Annotated in this window: 15 protein-coding genes; 2 read left to right on the plus strand and 13 right to left on the minus strand. The window is 71.9% G+C overall.

Annotation, left to right across the window (positions count from 1 at the left end):
• Nucleotides 1-8: 8 nt before the first annotated feature.
• A complete protein-coding gene (locus MUB56_RS00475; RefSeq protein WP_244929961.1) occupies nt 9-1,004 on the minus strand; it encodes a stage II sporulation protein M in 996 nt (331 codons plus the stop codon).
• A gap of 23 nt (nt 1,005-1,027) precedes the next feature.
• Here MUB56_RS00475 and MUB56_RS00480 point away from each other — a divergent pair, with 23 nt between their 5' ends.
• Entirely contained in the window at nt 1,028-1,837 is an 810-nt protein-coding gene (locus tag MUB56_RS00480) for an RDD family protein (protein WP_244929962.1), read from the plus strand.
• 236 nt (nt 1,838-2,073) lie between these two features.
• On the opposite strand, the gene MUB56_RS00485 is transcribed toward MUB56_RS00480, so the two are convergent.
• The 9 genes from MUB56_RS00485 to MUB56_RS00525 form a co-directional block, all read right to left on the minus strand.
• Nucleotides 2,074-3,126, minus strand: coding sequence for a hypothetical protein (locus tag MUB56_RS00485; protein ID WP_244929963.1), 1,053 nt, complete (start codon nt 3,124-3,126; stop codon nt 2,074-2,076).
• Entirely contained in the window at nt 3,123-3,632 is a 510-nt protein-coding gene (locus MUB56_RS00490) for a SigE family RNA polymerase sigma factor (RefSeq protein ID WP_244929964.1), read from the minus strand. Before MUB56_RS00490 ends, MUB56_RS00485 begins: the two co-directional genes overlap by 4 nt.
• Nucleotides 3,633-3,715: 83 nt before the next feature.
• Entirely contained in the window at nt 3,716-4,447 is a 732-nt protein-coding gene (gene trmB, locus MUB56_RS00495) for a tRNA (guanosine(46)-N7)-methyltransferase TrmB (RefSeq protein ID WP_244929965.1), read from the minus strand.
• 135 nt (nt 4,448-4,582) lie between these two features.
• Nucleotides 4,583-5,776 carry an elongation factor Tu gene (gene tuf, locus MUB56_RS00500; protein ID WP_244929966.1) on the minus strand — a complete coding sequence of 398 codons (1,194 nt, stop codon included), beginning with the start codon at nt 5,774-5,776 and terminating at the stop codon, nt 4,583-4,585.
• 82 nt (nt 5,777-5,858) lie between these two features.
• Nucleotides 5,859-7,970, minus strand: coding sequence for an elongation factor G (gene fusA / locus MUB56_RS00505; RefSeq protein WP_280637338.1), 2,112 nt, complete (start codon nt 7,968-7,970; stop codon nt 5,859-5,861).
• Nucleotides 7,971-8,039: 69 nt separating this feature from the next.
• Nucleotides 8,040-8,510, minus strand: a complete 471-nt coding sequence (gene rpsG, locus MUB56_RS00510) for a 30S ribosomal protein S7 (protein WP_244929967.1) — start codon at nt 8,508-8,510, stop codon at nt 8,040-8,042.
• Nucleotide 8,511: 1 nt separating this feature from the next.
• Complete coding sequence (gene rpsL, locus MUB56_RS00515) at nt 8,512-8,886, minus strand: 30S ribosomal protein S12 (RefSeq protein WP_134738134.1); 375 nt, start codon at nt 8,884-8,886, stop codon at nt 8,512-8,514.
• 196 nt (nt 8,887-9,082) lie between these two features.
• Nucleotides 9,083-10,387 (minus strand): MFS transporter, encoded by a 1,305-nt coding sequence (locus tag MUB56_RS00520; RefSeq protein ID WP_244929968.1) that lies wholly within the window; start codon nt 10,385-10,387, stop codon nt 9,083-9,085.
• 8 nt (nt 10,388-10,395) lie between these two features.
• Nucleotides 10,396-10,845, minus strand: coding sequence for a MarR family transcriptional regulator (locus MUB56_RS00525; protein ID WP_244929969.1), 450 nt, complete (start codon nt 10,843-10,845; stop codon nt 10,396-10,398).
• A gap of 149 nt (nt 10,846-10,994) precedes the next feature.
• Between MUB56_RS00525 and MUB56_RS00530 the strand changes: the two genes are divergently transcribed.
• Complete coding sequence (locus tag MUB56_RS00530) at nt 10,995-11,651, plus strand: 4Fe-4S single cluster domain-containing protein (protein ID WP_244929970.1); 657 nt, start codon at nt 10,995-10,997, stop codon at nt 11,649-11,651.
• Nucleotides 11,652-11,660: 9 nt separating this feature from the next.
• Here MUB56_RS00530 and MUB56_RS00535 read toward each other — a convergent pair whose 3' ends face one another.
• From MUB56_RS00535 to MUB56_RS25810, 3 genes are read right to left on the minus strand one after another with little or no spacing between them, the layout of a single operon-like run.
• A complete protein-coding gene (locus MUB56_RS00535) occupies nt 11,661-12,446 on the minus strand; it encodes a hypothetical protein (RefSeq protein WP_244929971.1) in 786 nt (261 codons plus the stop codon).
• Nucleotides 12,443-13,189 carry a protein phosphatase 2C domain-containing protein gene (locus MUB56_RS00540; protein ID WP_244929972.1) on the minus strand — a complete coding sequence of 249 codons (747 nt, stop codon included), beginning with the start codon at nt 13,187-13,189 and terminating at the stop codon, nt 12,443-12,445. Before MUB56_RS00540 ends, MUB56_RS00535 begins: the two co-directional genes overlap by 4 nt.
• Nucleotides 13,186-15,948: a protein kinase gene (locus tag MUB56_RS25810; RefSeq protein WP_280637339.1), complete on the minus strand. Its 2,763-nt coding sequence runs from the start codon at nt 15,946-15,948 to the stop codon at nt 13,186-13,188. The genes MUB56_RS00540 and MUB56_RS25810 overlap by 4 nt, the downstream gene beginning before the upstream one ends.
• Nucleotides 15,949-15,961: the final 13 nt, after the last annotated feature.

Raw genomic sequence — 15,961 nt, forward strand, 5'->3', positions numbered from 1 at the left:
AGTCCGTCTCAGCTCTGCATCGCGACCCGGTCCTCGAGCAGAGCGGCGTCGACGTCACCGGTGCTGCCGCGCAGGACCGCGCGGCGGCCGAGGACGAAGACGTAGGCGAGGAACAGCAGCTCGGCGAGCACGCCGATGGCCAGCCGGCCCCAGGTGGGCAGCCCGGACGGCGTCACGAAGCCCTCGATCAGCCCGCTCACGAACAGCACCGCCACCAGGCCGAGGGCCACCGTGCCGGCCGTCCGCCCCTCGCGGGCGATCGACTGGGCGCGGGTGAGCCCGCCGGGCTCGACCCAGGACCAGAACAACCTCAGGCCCACTCCGCCGGCCACGAACACGGCCGTCAGCTCCAGCAGCCCGTGCGGCAGCAGCAGACCCCAGAAATGCTGGCCGTGGTCGTGGCGGTGCATGACCGAGCCGATGATGGCGAGGTTGGCGATGTTGTTGAACAGCAGGTAGACGACCGGGAGCCCGAGGATCCCCAGGGCCAGGCACAGAGCGGTCACCCAGGCGTTGTTGATCCACACCTGGGCGGCGAAGTGGCTGGCGGCGTACTCGCTGTAGTAGCCCTCGAAGTCCTCGTTGACGAGCTGGTCGACCTCGCTCGGCGACAGCAGGCTCTGCTCGACGGCGGGGTGCTCGAGCAGCCACAGCATCATCACCGCGATGACCACGACGTTGGCGGCCAGGCAGCCCAGCCACCACCACCGCAACCGGTACAGCGCGGCCGGGAAGCGGTCGGTGAAGAACCGCGCGACCCCGCGCCAGGACCCCACCCGGGTGCCGACCGTGCGGTACCGGGCCTTCGCGAGGATCGAGGAGAGGTAGGCGATCAGCGCGCCGTCCGGCGCCGAGGTACGCACCACGGACAGGTGGGTCGCGACCCGCTGGTAGAGCTCGACCAGCTCGTCACTCTCGGCCCCCGACAGCCGGCCCCGACGAACGAGGGCCTCCAGGCGCAGCCAGTCCGCGGAGTGCGCGAGCACGTACGCGTCGAGGTCCACGCCTGAACCCTAGACTGACCGCGATGTCCGCCCCGGAGTTCGCGACCCTCACCACCGACGACCTCGTCACCGGCGAGGCCGTCGCGCTCGACCTGCCACCGGCCGGTCTCGGGGTGCGGATGCTGTCGGGTTTCATCGACGTCTGCCTCACGCTGGTGCTGCTGGTCGTGGTCCTGCTGCTGTTCCTGGTGGCCGCCCTGCAGACGGACGGCGCGATCTTCCACATCGCCGTGATCGGCACCCTGGTGGTGACCTTCCTGGTCTGGCCGACGGCGATCGAGACCCTCACCCGCGGCCGCTCGGTCGGCAAGCTCGCACTCGGGCTGCGCACGGTCCGCGACGACGCCGGGCCGATCTCCGCCCAGCACGCGTTCGTGCGGGCGCTGATCGGGATCGTCGAGATCTGGGCCTTCACCGGCGCCCCGGCGTTCATCTCCGCCCTCGTCAGCTCGCGCGGCAAGCGGCTCGGCGACTACGCCGCGGGCACGTACGTCGTGCGCGAGCGGGTCCGGCTGCAGCTCGCCGCGCCCCCGATGATGCCGCCGCCGCTGGCCGGCTGGGCCCGGACGGCGGACCTGGCGTCGCTGCCGACCGGGCTCGCGCTGGCGGTGCGGCAGTACCTCTCCCGGCTCCCCCAGCTCGACCCCGCCTCGCGCCAGCGGATCGGCCTCGACCTGGCCGGCCGGGTCGCGGCGTACGTCGCCCCGGCCCCGCCCCCGGGCACCCCGCCGGAGGCCTTCCTCGCCGCGGTCGTCGCGGCCCGTCGCGAGCGCGACAGCGCCCGGCTGGCGCGCGAGGCCGAGCTGCGCCGCCGGCTCACGCGGCGTCGGTGAGGGCTGCGGGTCGGTGATGTGGCGCGGCGACAGATTCTCCGCCCAGGCGGAGAATCTCGTTCCTCTGTCATGAAGCTTCGCGACACCAGCGCGAGTTCCGCACCATCGGTGGGACCAGAGGGCCTCGTGTGGCTCCGCGCGACCGCCGTCCGCCCGATCGCGGCCAGGCACCGGGCGCGGTCCGAGGGCGGGGCGCCCGGGCTCGGCCGTGGGGCGACGACGGCCGGCAGGATGTCTCAGGAGTGCAGCTTCAGGGTGCCGCTCGGATCGCGGTACAGCTCACGGCAGGCGCGGCTCCCCGTCCCGCACTCCCACAGGCTGTTGCCTCCCTGTCCGCGGGAGACCACCACGAACGTGTCCGCCGAGGTCCAGGCCACGTTGCCGTTGTACGACGACGGCCCCTCGACGCTCTCGACCTCCCCGGTGCGGGGGTCGACGAGCGTGAGGACGCCGTCGGCCACCCGCGCGTAGCGACTGCCGTCCGGCGACAGCCGTCCGCTGCCACCGTCCGAGCTCGCGACGGCGGCCGTTCGACGACCGGTGGTGGCGTCGTAGAAGCGGACTCCGCGGACCGTCTCCACCGCCAGCGTTCCCGGGGCCAGGGACCCGTCCGTCACGCCACCCCCGCCGGGGATCCGGCGCAGCACCTCCTGCTCGCGCCGCAGCGACAGGCCGTCCTCGTCCGACTCGACGCGGGTGCGCCCGTCGACCAGGTAGAGGTTGCCGGTCGGCGCGAGGTCGGTCTCCCAGCCGTCCCGCAGCGTGCCGCGGACCACCGCACCGTCGGCGCGCTGCGCGCGCAGCACGCCCGAGGAGTCGAGCCATGCGTAGTCGACCACCCCGGGGATGAGTCGCTCGGGCTCACCGGCCCGCCCGCCGTCGACGGGGACGCCGACCAGGGCGCCGGTCGGGTCGGTGAGCACGATGAGATCAGTGAGGTCGCCGAGCACGTTGCGCGCCGGCACCTCCGTCGCGTCGAAGCCGTCGGGTCCGCCCACCACGAGCTTGCCCTCGACGACCATTCCGACCAGGTGCTGGGGGTTCGCGAGCGGCCGGGCGGCGACGTCGGTGGTCGGCGGGGACGTGTCCCGGAGCACGGCGGCCAGGCCGACGACCGCGACGCTCGCCGCCGCGACGCCGAGCAGACCGGCCGCGGCGCGGCCCGTCGTACGACGGCGACGCTCGGCGCGCACCCGGACCTGGAGTGCGACCCGGTCGACGGGCGGCGCCTCGACGGCGTCGCGGACCTCGGTCAGGGCGGTCCGGATCTCGGTGTCGATCTCGCTCATGACAACTCCTCGGTGGACAGGAAGACGGGCTGGTGGTCGGGCAGCGCGGCGCGCAGCCGCTTGAGTGCGTGGTGGGTCTGGCTCTTCACCGACCCGACGGAGCAGCCGAGCTCGCGGGCGGTGGCCTCGGCGGTCAGGTCCTCGACGTAGCGGAGCACGAGCGTGGCCCGCATCCGCGGCGGCAGCCGACGTACCTCGGCCCACAGGTCCAGGTGCTCGGCGCGGACATCGAGCCCGCCGGCGTACGGGACCTCGGGCAGCTCCTCGGTCGGCACCTCCCGGCGACGCTTCGGCCACTGCCGCGTCATCTGCCGGACCATCCCCTGGCGGACGTAGGCGTCGGCCGCGGCCTTGTCACGGATCGAGGACCAGCGCACGCAGGTGCGTGCGAGCACGTCCTGGAGCAGATCCTCCGCCTGGTGACGATCGCCGGTCAGCAGGTACGCCGTGCGGTAGAGCGGCGCCCAGCGCGCCGCCATGAACTCGTCGAACCCGAGCTCGCTCATCGGACCTCCCTGGTGCTCACGAGAGGAGAAGACACCTCTGCCGGCCGAATGGTTGAGAGGCTCCCGACGCGGTACGCCGGGGATCAGCCCTCGACGGCCCGGTAGACCAGGTCGGTGATCGCGCGGCCGGCGTCGACGCCCTTGCGCTCGAACCTCGTGACCGGCCGCTCGGCCCAGCGCTCGACCACGCCGCCCTCGAGACCGGGCTCGGCGTCGAGGACCTCGCGCATCTGCTCGGCGTAGTCGGCCCAGTCCGTCGCGAGCCGCCAGGCTCCGCCGGGCACCAGCCGGCTCGCGACCAGCCGGGCGAAGTCGGCGTCGACGAGGCGTCGCTTGCGGTGCTTCTTCTTGTGCCAGGGGTCGGGGAAGAACGTCCACAGCTCGCTGACGCTCCGCTCCCCCATCAGGTGCTCCAGCGACCAGACGGCGTCCACGCCACAGAGCCGCACGTTGCCGGCCCCGGTCTCGTCGAGCCGCCACAGGGTGTCGGCGACGCCGGGCAGCCACACCTCGAAGGCGAGCACGTCGTACGACGGCCGGGTGGCCGCCAGCGCCGCCGTGGCCTCGCCGATCCCGGAGCCGATCTCGACGATCAGCGGCGCCTCGCGGCCGAACCAGTCGGCCCACGCGAAGTCGGACGCATCGACGGCCGCGTCGGGGATGACCCACTTCTCCTGGTGCGCAGCCCACGACTCCGCCTGGTTGGGCGTGAACCGGGCACCACGCCGCGAGTAGCTCAGCACCTCTCGTACCCGACGACCGTCCTCGGTCAGGCGGTGGTGCGGTCGGGCGGGACGGACGCCGTGCTCGTGCATGACGTCCATCCTTCCTCACAGCTCCGTTTCCACCATGATCGACCGCGACCGCCCGGCCCGTCTGCACGCCGAGGAGGAAATGCAAGAGGCCCCGCTCCCAACGGGAGCGGGGCCTCTCGGCTGAGTGCTGCTAGATCACTTGGTGATCTTGGTGACCCGACCGGCGCCGACGGTGCGGCCACCTTCACGGATCGCGAACCGCAGGCCGTCGTCCATGGCGATGGGCTGGATCAGCTCGACGGACATCTCGGTGTTGTCACCGGGCATGACCATCTCGGTGCCCTCGGGAAGGGTCACGACGCCCGTCACGTCCGTGGTACGGAAGTAGAACTGCGGGCGGTAGTTGTTGAAGAACGGCGTGTGGCGGCCGCCCTCCTCCTTCGAGAGGATGTAGACCGAGGCCTCGAAGTTGGTGTGCGGGGTGGACGTGCCCGGCTTGATGACGACCATGCCGCGCTCGATGTCCTCGCGCTTGGTGCCACGCAGGAGCAGCCCGACGTTCTCGCCGGCCTGGCCCTCGTCGAGGAGCTTGCGGAACATCTCGACGCCGGTGACCGTCGACTTCTGCGACTTCTCGCGGATGCCGATGATCTCGACCTCCTCGTTCACCTTGACGATGCCGCGCTCGATGCGACCGGTGATGACGGTGCCACGACCGGTGATCGTGAAGACGTCCTCGACGGGCATGAGGAACGGCTTGTCCGTCTCACGCTCGGGGGTCGGGATCGACTCGTCGACCGCGTTCATCAGCTCGATGATCGACTCGCCCCACTTGGCGTCGCCCTGCAGCGCCGGGAAGGCGGCAACGCGCACGACCGGGATGTCGTCGCCATCGAACTCGTACTCGGAGAGGAGCTCGCGCACCTCCATCTCGACGAGCTCGATGAGCTCCTCGTCGTCGACCATGTCGCACTTGTTGAGCGCCACGACCAGGGCGGGCACGCCGACCTGGCGGGCGAGCAGCACGTGCTCACGCGTCTGCGGCATCGGACCGTCGGTGGCCGCCACGACCAGGATCGCGCCGTCCATCTGCGCCGCACCGGTGATCATGTTCTTGATGTAGTCGGCGTGACCCGGGCAGTCGACGTGCGCGTAGTGGCGCGCCTCGGTCTGGTACTCGACGTGCGCGATCGAGATCGTGATGCCGCGCTGACGCTCCTCGGGAGCCTTGTCGATCTCATCGAACGCCGACGCGGCGTTGAGATTCGGGTACTTGTCGTGCAGCACCTTGGTGATCGCCGCGGTGAGCGTCGTCTTACCGTGGTCGATGTGACCGATGGTGCCGATGTTGACGTGCGGCTTGGTCCGCTCGAACTTCGCCTTAGCCACTGGGGCTCCTCCTGGTTGGTGTGTTGCTGACTCGTACTGACTGGGTGGTGCCGAGGGTTCGTGCTGGGTAGGCCCGGGTGGGCTACTCGCCGCGAACCTTCTTGATGATCTCGTCGGCGATGTTCGTGGGAACCTCGGCGTACGAGTCGAACTCCATCGAGTACGACGCCTGACCGGAGGTCTTGGACCTCAGGTCGCCAACGTACCCGAACATCTCGGACAGCGGCACGAGGGCGTTGACGACGATGTCGCCGTGCCGCTCCTCCTGCGCGCGGATCTGGCCGCGACGGCTGTTGATGTCGCCGATGACCGTGCCGAGGAACGACTCGGGGGTCGTCACCTCCACGGCGAACATCGGCTCCAGCAGCACCGGCTTGGCCATGCGTGCGGCCTCCTTGAAGGCCTGGTTGCCGGCGATCTTGAACGCGAGCTCGGACGAGTCGACGTCGTGGTAGGCGCCGTCCTCGAGCGTGAACTTCACGTCGACCATCGGGTAGCCGGCGAGCACGCCGAACTCCATGGCGTCCTGGCCACCCTGGTCGACCGAGGGGATGTACTCCTTCGGCACGCGACCACCGGACACGGCGTTGACGAACTCGTAGCCCGCACCGACGCCGGTCTCCGGGTCGATGTTGGGGCCGAGCGAGACGACGACCTTCGCGAACTGGCCCGACCCACCGGTCTGCTTCTTGTGGGTGTAGCTGTGCTTGGTGACCTCCTTGCGGAGGGTCTCGCGGTAGGCGACCTGCGGCTTGCCGACGGTCGCCTCGACCCGGAACTCGCGCTTCATCCGGTCCACGAGGATCTCCAGGTGGAGCTCGCCCATGCCCGCGATGATGGTCTGACCAGTCTCCTCGTCAGCCTTCACCGTGAAGGTCGGGTCCTCGTCGGAGAGCCGCTGGATCGCGGTGCCGAGCTTCTCCTGGTCGCTCTTCGTCTTGGGCTCGATCGCGACCTCGATCACCGGGGCCGGGAACGTCATCGACTCCAGGATCACCTGGTTCTGCGGGTCGCTCAGCGTGTGACCCGTCTTGGTGTCCTTCAGACCCATGACGGCCACGATCTGGCCGGCGCCGACCGACGCGATCTCCTCACGCTTGTTCGCGTGCATCTGGTAGACCTTGCCGATCCGCTCTTTGCGGCCGTTGACCGAGTTGACCACGGTCGAGCCGGCCTCCAGCTTGCCGGAGTAGACGCGGACGTAGATCAGCTTGCCGAGGTGCGGGTCCGTGGCGATCTTGTAGGCCAGACCGGAGAACGGCTCGTCGTCGGACGGGAGGCGCTTGATCTCCACCGTCTCGTCCTTGACCGAGTGACCGATGATCGCGTCGATGTCGAGCGGCGAGGGCAGGTACTTGACGACCGCGTCGAGCAGGGGCTGGACGCCCTTGTTCTTGAACGCGGTGCCGCACAGGACCGGGTTGAGCTTGTCGGCGAGGGTGGCGCGACGGATCGCGGCCTCCAGCTCCTCGACGGTGAACTCGCCCTCGTCGAGGAACTTCTCCATGATGACGTCGTCGGCGTCCGACAGCGTCTCGAGCAGCTTCTCGCGGTACTCGGCGGCCTGCTCGGCCAGCTCGGCCGGGATCTCCTCGACGACGTAGTCCTCGCCGATGGTGGTCTCGCCGCGCCAGACCAGCGCGCGCATGCCGACCAGGTCGACGACGCCGATGAAGTCGCTCTCGGCACCGATCGGGAGCTGCAGCACCAGCGGGGTGCTGTTGAGGCGATCGACCATCATGTCGACGCAACGGAAGAAGTCGGCACCCGTGCGGTCGAGCTTGTTGACGAAGCACATCCGGGGCACGGAGTACTTGTTGGCCTGTCGCCACACCGTCATCGTCTGCGGCTCGACGCCGGCGACACCGTCGAACACCGCGACGGCACCGTCGAGGACGCGCAGCGAGCGCTCGACCTCGGCCGTGAAGTCCACGTGTCCCGGGGTGTCGATGATGTTGATCTGGTGGTCCTTCCACCAGCAGGTCGTCGCGGCGGACGTGATGGTGATGCCGCGCTCCTGCTCCTGCTCCATCCAGTCCATCGTGGCCGCGCCCTCGTGGACCTCACCGATCTTGTAGGTGATGCCGGTGTAGAAGAGGATGCGCTCGGTGGTGGTGGTCTTGCCGGCGTCGATGTGCGCCATGATGCCGATGTTGCGGACCTTGTTGAGGTCCGTGGTGATGTCGACAGCCACTGTCTGTGGGTTCCTTAGAAAGTAGGAAGTCCGGTGCAGGTGGGAGCTGGTGACCAGCTCCCACCGGGGTCACCAGCGGTAGTGCGCGAAGGCCTTGTTGGACTCGGCCATCTTGTGGGTGTCCTCGCGCTTCTTCACAGCGGCACCGAGGCCGTTGGAGGCGTCGAGGATCTCGTTCATCAGGCGCTCGTGCATGGTCTTCTCACGACGGTCGGCCGCGTAGCCGACGAGCCAGCGCAGCGCGAGCGTGGTGCCGCGCGTGCCCTTGACCTCGATCGGGACCTGGTAGGTCGCACCGCCGACGCGGCGGGACTTGACCTCGATGGCCGGCTTCACGTTGTCGAGCGCACGCTTCAGCGTGACGACCGGGTCGGTGCCGGTCTTCTCGCGGCAGCCCTCGAGCGCGGTGTAGACGATGCGCTGAGCAACCTGCTTCTTGCCGTCCTGCAGCACCTTGGAGACGAGCTGGCTGACGAGCTGGGACCCGTAGACGGGGTCCATGTCGATCGGTCGCTTCGGAGCGGGGCCCTTGCGAGGCATATCAGCTCTTCTCCTTCTTGGCGCCGTACAGGCTGCGCGCCTGCTTGCGGTTCTTGACACCCTGGGTGTCGAGCGTGCCGCGGATGATCTTGTAGCGGACACCGGGGAGGTCCTTCACCCGGCCGCCGCGAACGAGCACGATGGAGTGCTCCTGAAGGTTGTGACCGACACCCGGGATGTAGGCCGTGACCTCGACGCCGCTGCTCAGGCGCACGCGGGCGACCTTGCGGAGGGCGGAGTTCGGCTTCTTCGGGGTGGTGGTGTAGACGCGGGTGCAGACCCCGCGGCGCTGGGGCGAACCCTTAAGGGCAGGCGTCTTGTTCTTGGACACCTTGTCCTGGCGGCCCTTGCGGACCAGCTGGTTAATCGTGGGCACCTGGCGGTTCCCCTTCTTTGTGACTCTCAGTGCCCGGCACGGTGCCGCACACGATCGAACTGCTCTGTGTCCGGGTGGTGCGAACCAACCGGCCGTGCTCGCCCCCGAGGTCGGGCGTGTCGCCCGGCGCTCGGCTGCCACCATGGTTCAGTGGCACCGGCTTCGCGTGCTGCGAAGTCGCGGTCAGGTCCCGCGACTACCTCCGAGCACGCACAACAGCCTGGTCGTCCCAGACACGAGGAAAGAGGCTACCGGCCGCCCCGACAGGGGTCAAAACGCGCTGACGTCCCCGTTCGCGGGCGAGGAAGACGATCGTCGCCAGGGCGACGCCGACCAGGGTGATCAGGCCACCGCCGACCAGGGTCCAGCGGGCCCCGAACGTCTCCCCCACCCAGCCGACGACCGGCGCTCCCACGGGCGTGCCGCCCATGAAGATCATCAGGTAGAGCGCCATCACCCGACCGCGCAGCGCGGGTGCGGTCGAGACCTGCATCAAGGTGTTGGCCGCGGTGATCATGGTCAGCGCGGAGAGCCCGAGCACGGGCATCCAGAGGGCGAACGAGACGTACGTCGGCAGCAGGCCCGCGACCACCTCGGCGGCCCCGAACGCGAGCGCCGCCGCGACGACCAGCCGGAGCCGGATCGTGGGACGCCGGGCGGCGAGCAGGGCGCCGGTCAGCGAGCCGACCGCCATGAAGGTGCCGAGCAGGCCGTACTCGGTCGCGCCCTTGTCGAAGACCTCGGTCGCCATCAGCGCGGAGGTCATCTGGAAGTTCAGCCCGAACGTGCCGACGATGAACACGATGACCAGCACGAGCACCAGGTCACGGCGACTGCGGACGTAGCGCAGCCCCTCGCGCACCATGCCGCGGGCCGGTCGGGTCGGCTCGACCGACGCGAGCCGGGAGGCGTCCATGCCCCGCAGGGCGAGAATCGGGGCGAGGTAGCTGATCGCGTTGACGACGATCACCCAGCCGGTGGCCTGGGCACCGCCGCCCAGGGCGGCGATCAGCACGCCCGCGATGGCCGGGCCGACGATCCGGGCGGCGTTGAACGACGCGGAGTTGAGGCCCACCGCGTTGGTGAGGTCCTCGGGCGAGACGATCTCGCTGACGAAGGACTGGCGCGCGGGGGCGTCGAAAGCGGTGCCGACGCCGAAGACGAAGGCGAGCACGTAGACGTGCCAGACCTCGGCGACCCCGGTGACGGCGAGCACGCCGAGCACGAAGGCCGGGACGGCCATCATCACCTGGGTGACCTGCAGCAGCTTGCGCTTGGACACCCGGTCGGCGACGACGCCGGCGAGGGGAGAGAGGAGCAGGGCCGGCAGGAACTGCAGGCCGGTGGTGATGCCGACCGCGGTGCCGCCGTTGACGGCGAGCTGGAGGACCAGCCAGTCCTGCGCGACGCGCTGCATCCAGGTGCCGGTGTTCGACACCACGGCGCCGGCTGCGTAGCGGCGGTAGTTGGCGTTGTGGAGCGAGCGGAAGGTGGGGCTCAAAACGGGTGTCAGTCCTCCTGGGCGAGGCGTTCGAGGATCGGGGCGGCGCGGCGCAGCACGTCGCGCTCGTCAGGGGTCAGGTCGCGCAGCCGGCGGGCGAGCCACTCGTCGCGGCGACGACGGTTGGCGAGCAGGACGGCGCGGCCCTTGTCGGAGAGGGCGACCAGCACCTGCCGGCCGTCGGTCTCGTGCGGACGGCGCGCGACGTGCCCGCCCTCCTCGAGGCACTTCACGGTGCGGGTCATGCTCGGCGCCTTGACCCGCTCGCGACCGGCGAGGTCGCCGACCGACAGCTCGCCGTAGCGGTGGAGCGCCGCGAGGACGGCCATCGCGGTCATGCTCAGCTCGTTGGTGGGGTCGACCTCGCTGGACAGTCGGCGGCGCAGACGCATGACGGACATCCGAAGCTCGGAGGCGAGTCCGGCGTCGGTGCGAACGACCTTCTCGACGGTGGGCATATCGTTAGCATAAGTCATTACCTTTGCTAAGTATTCCGGCGGTGGTCCCGCGACCCGATCGAAAACCGGGACGCCACCCGATCCGGGCGCGATGCTGGTCCCGCGCACGGGGAGCGGCCCCGGGCCGGGCAGGACGGATGGGGGACGCGGTGGCCGACACGCCGGACGCAGCCGCGGCCGAGGGCCTGCTGATGGTCTCCGACACCGCCCGCGACATCGTGGACGTCCTGGGCCCCGGACACCGGAGCGTGGTGTGGGTGCAGGGGTGCCGGATCGGGTGCGCGGGCTGCATGGTCCCCGAGACCTGGGGCCGCCACGGCGGCCGGGAGGTGGATCCGCGCCGGCTCGCCGCGGAGCTACTGGACGACAACACGGCCGACCTGACGGTCAGCGGCGGCGAGCCGACCGAGCAGCCGGCGGCCGTCGCCGTACTCCTGGGTGAGGCCCGCCGCAGGGGCCGCACCACCTGGGTCTACACCGGGCGCGTCCTGGAGGACCTCGTCGCCGAGGCCGACCCCGACGTGCTCGCCATGCTGGAGCTGGTCGACGTCCTCGTCGACGGGCCGTTCGACCAAGACCGGGCCGGCGGGGTGGGCTACCGCGGCTCGCGCAACCAGCGCCTCCTGCACCTGAGCGGGGCGGTCGGCACCCGCGAGGCGGAGGGTGGCGCTCCCGGCCGGATCGAGATCCGCGTCGACGACACCGGTCTGAGTGTCGTCGGGATCCCCGAGCCCGGGGCGCTGGAGCGGCTGGAGGAGGACCTGGCGGCGCGCGGGATCGCCGTACGCCCCCGTCGCCGGGCCTGACGTCCGGTCTCAGGTCCGGAGCAACCGGCCGCCGAGGAGGCGGCCCACGGTCAGCAGTACGGCGACCGCGACGCCTGCGGCGACCAGGCCGACCCACGCCGAGCGCGCGTCCCCGGCCACGGCGTCGGCCGCCAGGGTCACGGTGGCGAGCGCGAGCGCGAGGGCGCCGAGGACGAACTCGGAGGCGAGCAGCCCGACCAGGAAGGCGAAGCCGCCGGCGACGGCCAGGTACGTGAGGTGCCCGACGGGGTCGAGGGCCAGCGTGTCCCGGTTGCCGGGGTGGGCGAGCATCGTGACCAGGTCGACGACGGCGAGGAGCGCGAGGCCCCGTCTGCCCACCGCCGCGCGGAGCCCGTGGACCAGGAGGCCCAGCGCGAACGCCGCCAGGAGCAGCCCGGCCAGCGCGGCCCGGTAGGTGACCCGCAGGTCGTCGCCCGCCGGGTCGGTGCCAACGACGAACCGGACCAGCCCGACCAGGGCCAGGACCACCCCGGTCCAGCCGAACAGCGGCAGGACCACCGGCAGGAAGGCCGGTCTGCTGACCAGCAGCCCCACGACGAGGCCCACCAGGGCGCCGGTCCCGGTGTCGGCCGCCGGGTTGAGCAGGACCAGGGCGCCCCCGATCGCCAGGCCGGCGAGCGCCGCCGTACCCAGCGGGGTGCCGCTCGGGTCGCCCTGCCGGGTGAGAAACCCCCGCGGCGGGCGGCCGACCCGCCCCGGCATCCTGCCGAGCAGGAGCGCGTAGACGCCCGCGAGCGCCACGAGCACGAGCACGGCCGTCAGGATCTCGCTCATCGCGGGTCCGGCCCGATCTCGACGATCACCACGGACACGTTGTCGGGGGCGCCCGCGGTGAGGGCCGCCCGGAGCAGCACCTGTACCACGGCGCGCGCGTCGACACCGTCGACGGCGAACTGGTCGGCGACCACGGCGTGGTCCACGACGTCGTGGAGCCCGTCGCTGCACAGGAGCAGGACCTGCGGGACCCGGGGGTCGAGCCGGACGACGTGAGGAGTCACGCTCCCCCGGCCGTGGCGCCCCAGGGACTGCGAGACGAGGCTCCGGGACGGATCCTGCGGCGAGGGCACCCGGTCGTCGACGGTCAGCTGGCCGAGGTACGGCGGGTCGAGCCGGTAGACCCGGCAGTCGCCGGCGTTGACGACGTCGATGGACTCGGGCGTCAGCACGACGGCGGCGACCGTCGCGCCCAGGTCGGCCAGCTCGCCCTGCGCGGCCGCGCAGACGGACTCGTTCGCGCGCCCCAGGAGCGCCGCGACGTCGGCCTCCGAGGGCGGGACGGGCAGGGACGAGCACGCCGAGACCAGGGCGTGCGCCCCCACCACGGCGGCGAGCGCGCCACCGGCGTGCCCGCCCATCCCGTCCAGGACGGCGACGACCGCCGGTCCCGCGTCGACCGTGAGGTCGCGCGTGGCGAGGGTGCCCGACACCTGCGCCACCCAGCCGTCGACGACGACGGCGTCCTGGTTCTCGCTCCGGACGAGGCCCCGGTGGGTCGCGGCCGTGACCCGGAGGTTCATCCGTTGAGCAGACCGACGAGGAGGGCGAACCCGGCGACGACGGCCAGGATCGCGAGGAGCACCGCGCCGACCGCCATCCCGGCCCCGAAGACGACCGCGGAGAGCTCCACCAGGTGGTACGACGCCGACAGCAGCCCGGCGAGCGCGAGGACGACCCACGCCCACTGGAGCGCCCGGGGGCTGAGCTCGCGGAGCTGGGGGCCGCCCGCGAGCAGCAGCGCCGGCAGCACGGCGCACAGCGTCGCGACCGACGACATGGGAGCCGAGTCGCGCAGGAAGGCGTGCACCGGCTCCATCGCGTCCAGGTAGGCGATGACACCGTCCTGGTACCACGGCGGCAGGTCCGCGAAGGCCGAGGTCAGCGTCGGCCAGTCCGCCACGGCCGGGTGGGCCGCGGCGATCTCGTCGTTGAAGTACGCCGCCTTGATCACGACGGCACTCAGCCAGGCCCCGATCCCGATCCGCATCGGCCAGCCGGCGCGCTCCACGCCCACCAGGCGCCGGCCCATCCCCCGCCGTACGCCGGCCGGCATCGTCGCCGCGCCGGTCGAGGTCTCCGGGCCCACCCGCGCCGCGACGACCCGATCCACTCCGAGGTCGAGCAGGCGGCCGATCCAGCCGGCCATCGCTCCCGTGATCGCGACCTTCGCCAGCTCGTCCGTCCACGGCTCCGAGGCCGCCGTACCGGTCGCCACGTCGACCAGGGCCCAGACGATCGCCAGCGGCACGATCGCATAGGTCAGCCGCGAGCGGGGCTCCGGGAAGAGGGCGTGCCACCCGATGCTGACCGCGGTGGCGACGAGGGCGGAGAGCACGCCGACCGTGGCGATCCGCGGCAGCGCGTCCAGGACGACGTCCAGGGCGAGGTCGACGCGAGCATCCGGCACGCCGGCCAGGCTGACCCCGACGGTGGTGCCGGCCGCCGCCGCCATCGCGAGGACGGCGAAGGGGCCGGTACGACGCGCCTCGGCCCGCATCCGGCGACGCCGGGTGGCCCGCTGCTCGGCCCGCTCGGCGTCGCGCCGGGCCCGGTCGGCCTCCGCCTCGCGTCGTCGCACCTCCTCCAGGCGCAGCACCTCGCGGGCGTGTGCCGCCGGGATCAGCGTGGCGGCGACCGCCTGCGTCCCCGGGCCCGCGCCGGGGACCGCTCCCGCGACGCCGGCGACCCAGCCCGGGACCGGTTCGAGTGCGGCGGCGGCCCGGGCGTCGGTGGCGAGCGCGTCGCGCCGCGCCGGGTCGACGGCCGCGAGGAGCAGCCGCGCCTCGGTGGCCGGCCGGGCGCTCCCGACGTCCTCGGACGCCTGGGCGGGCAGGCCCGCGAGGACCCGGTCCGCCTCCGCCCACCAGGTCCCGAGCAGGTCGTCCACGAGCGCCAGCGCGGGCGGGACCTCGACCTCGGCCGCCCACACCGACAGCACCCGGGACCGGCGCAGCCGGCTCACCCAGGTCGCGGCGTCGGCGTCGCCGTCCAGGGTGTCCCGGATCGCCCGCCGGAGGGCGTCACCGTCGAGGGCCCGGCCCTGGAAGACCGGCGGCTGCGCCGGGTCGAGCGCGGCCTGGAGGCCCACGGAGGACCGGTCGGGGTTGATCGGCGCGGTCAGGTAGGTCTCGGCCACCTGTTCGTGCCCGGCCCGCTCGAGCCAGGTCCGCAGCTCGGTGGCCTTGACGCCGGCCAGCATGTCGCCGGCCTCCCGCCAGTGCTCGCGCATCGCGGCGGCGAGCGCGGCGGGCGCGTCGTACATCGATCCGGCGAACGGGAACGGCCGCCGGGCCGCCCCGCCGGCACGCCGGGTCCTGGTCGCCACCGCCGGCGTACCCCCGCCGAGCCACTCGGCGACCTCGTCGGAGCCCCAGCGCTGCTCGCGGTCGTGGGTCATCAGCCCCGTGATCAGCAGGTCGAGGCGGCCGTCGCCCGTGGGGGTCAGCTCGTAGCTGCCGTCGTAGATGACCGCCTTGAGCTGGTGCTCGGGCAGCCACTGACCCTGCTCGTCGGCGAACGGGCTCCGACCCGTGGCGATCTCGTGTGCCACGACGCCCAGCGCCCACCAGTCGCCGGCTCTGGTGACGATGTTGTTGTGCGCCTCCGGCGGCATGTAGGCCCAGGTCCCGGCGACGGACCGGATGTCCTGCGACAGCGCCAGGCCGCTGGCCAGGCCGAAGTCGGCGAGGACGCACTCGATCGGGTCGGCCGAGCGGAGCAGGACGTTCTGGGCCTTCAGGTCCCGGTGGACGACGTCGAGCGCGTGGACGCCCGTCAGGGCGGCGTGCAGCTGGCGGACCACCGTGTGGACGTGGGCCGTCGGCAGGCGACCGCCGTGTGCTTGCACGAGGTTGTCGAGGCTGCCGGCGGGGAGGTACTCCTGCACCTCCCAGGTCGCCCCGGCGCGGCTCTCGAAGGCCAGCACCGGCATCACGTGCGGCACGGGGTGGTCGCGGAGGGCGAGGATGGCCCGCTGGTCGAGGCGGTCCGCGTCGATGCGGTAGAGCTTGACGGCGACCACGGCCCCGGTCTCCCGGTCGCGACACACCGCGACGTCGGCCTGGGCGCCCGTGGGCGGCAGGTCCCACTGGTGCTCGTACTGCTCGGCGATGACGTCGGGCAGCCGCAGACGGCGGCTCCGGACCGCCGTCGCGCCGCCCTCGTGCCGGGTCGGTGGCGCCGCGTCCTCGTGCCGGGTCGGCGGGACGCCCCGTTCCTGACGGGTGGGCCCGGGCCCCGGCGGGACGTCCTCGCGTCGGGTGGGCTGGGGCTCGCTCATGGGCTCTCCTCGC

This window comes from Nocardioides sp. W7 (genome assembly GCF_022919075.1).
Lineage (GTDB): Bacteria > Actinomycetota > Actinomycetes > Propionibacteriales > Nocardioidaceae > Nocardioides.

Coding starts and splice junctions, on each gene's coding strand:
- MUB56_RS00490 (WP_244929964.1), bottom strand. CDS start 3,632: ATGAGCGAGCTCGGGTTCGACGAGTTCATGGCGGCGCGCTGGGCGCCG.
- MUB56_RS25810 (WP_280637339.1), bottom strand. CDS start 15,948: ATGAGCGAGCCCCAGCCCACCCGACGCGAGGACGTCCCGCCGGGGCCC.
- MUB56_RS00535 (WP_244929971.1), bottom strand. CDS start 12,446: ATGAGCGAGATCCTGACGGCCGTGCTCGTGCTCGTGGCGCTCGCGGGC.
- MUB56_RS00540 (WP_244929972.1), bottom strand. CDS start 13,189: ATGAACCTCCGGGTCACGGCCGCGACCCACCGGGGCCTCGTCCGGAGC.
- trmB (WP_244929965.1), bottom strand. CDS start 4,447: ATGCACGAGCACGGCGTCCGTCCCGCCCGACCGCACCACCGCCTGACC.
- MUB56_RS00480 (WP_244929962.1), top strand. CDS start 1,028: ATGTCCGCCCCGGAGTTCGCGACCCTCACCACCGACGACCTCGTCACC.
- MUB56_RS00525 (WP_244929969.1), bottom strand. CDS start 10,845: ATGCCCACCGTCGAGAAGGTCGTTCGCACCGACGCCGGACTCGCCTCC.
- MUB56_RS00485 (WP_244929963.1), bottom strand. CDS start 3,126: ATGAGCGAGATCGACACCGAGATCCGGACCGCCCTGACCGAGGTCCGC.
- rpsG (WP_244929967.1), bottom strand. CDS start 8,510: ATGCCTCGCAAGGGCCCCGCTCCGAAGCGACCGATCGACATGGACCCC.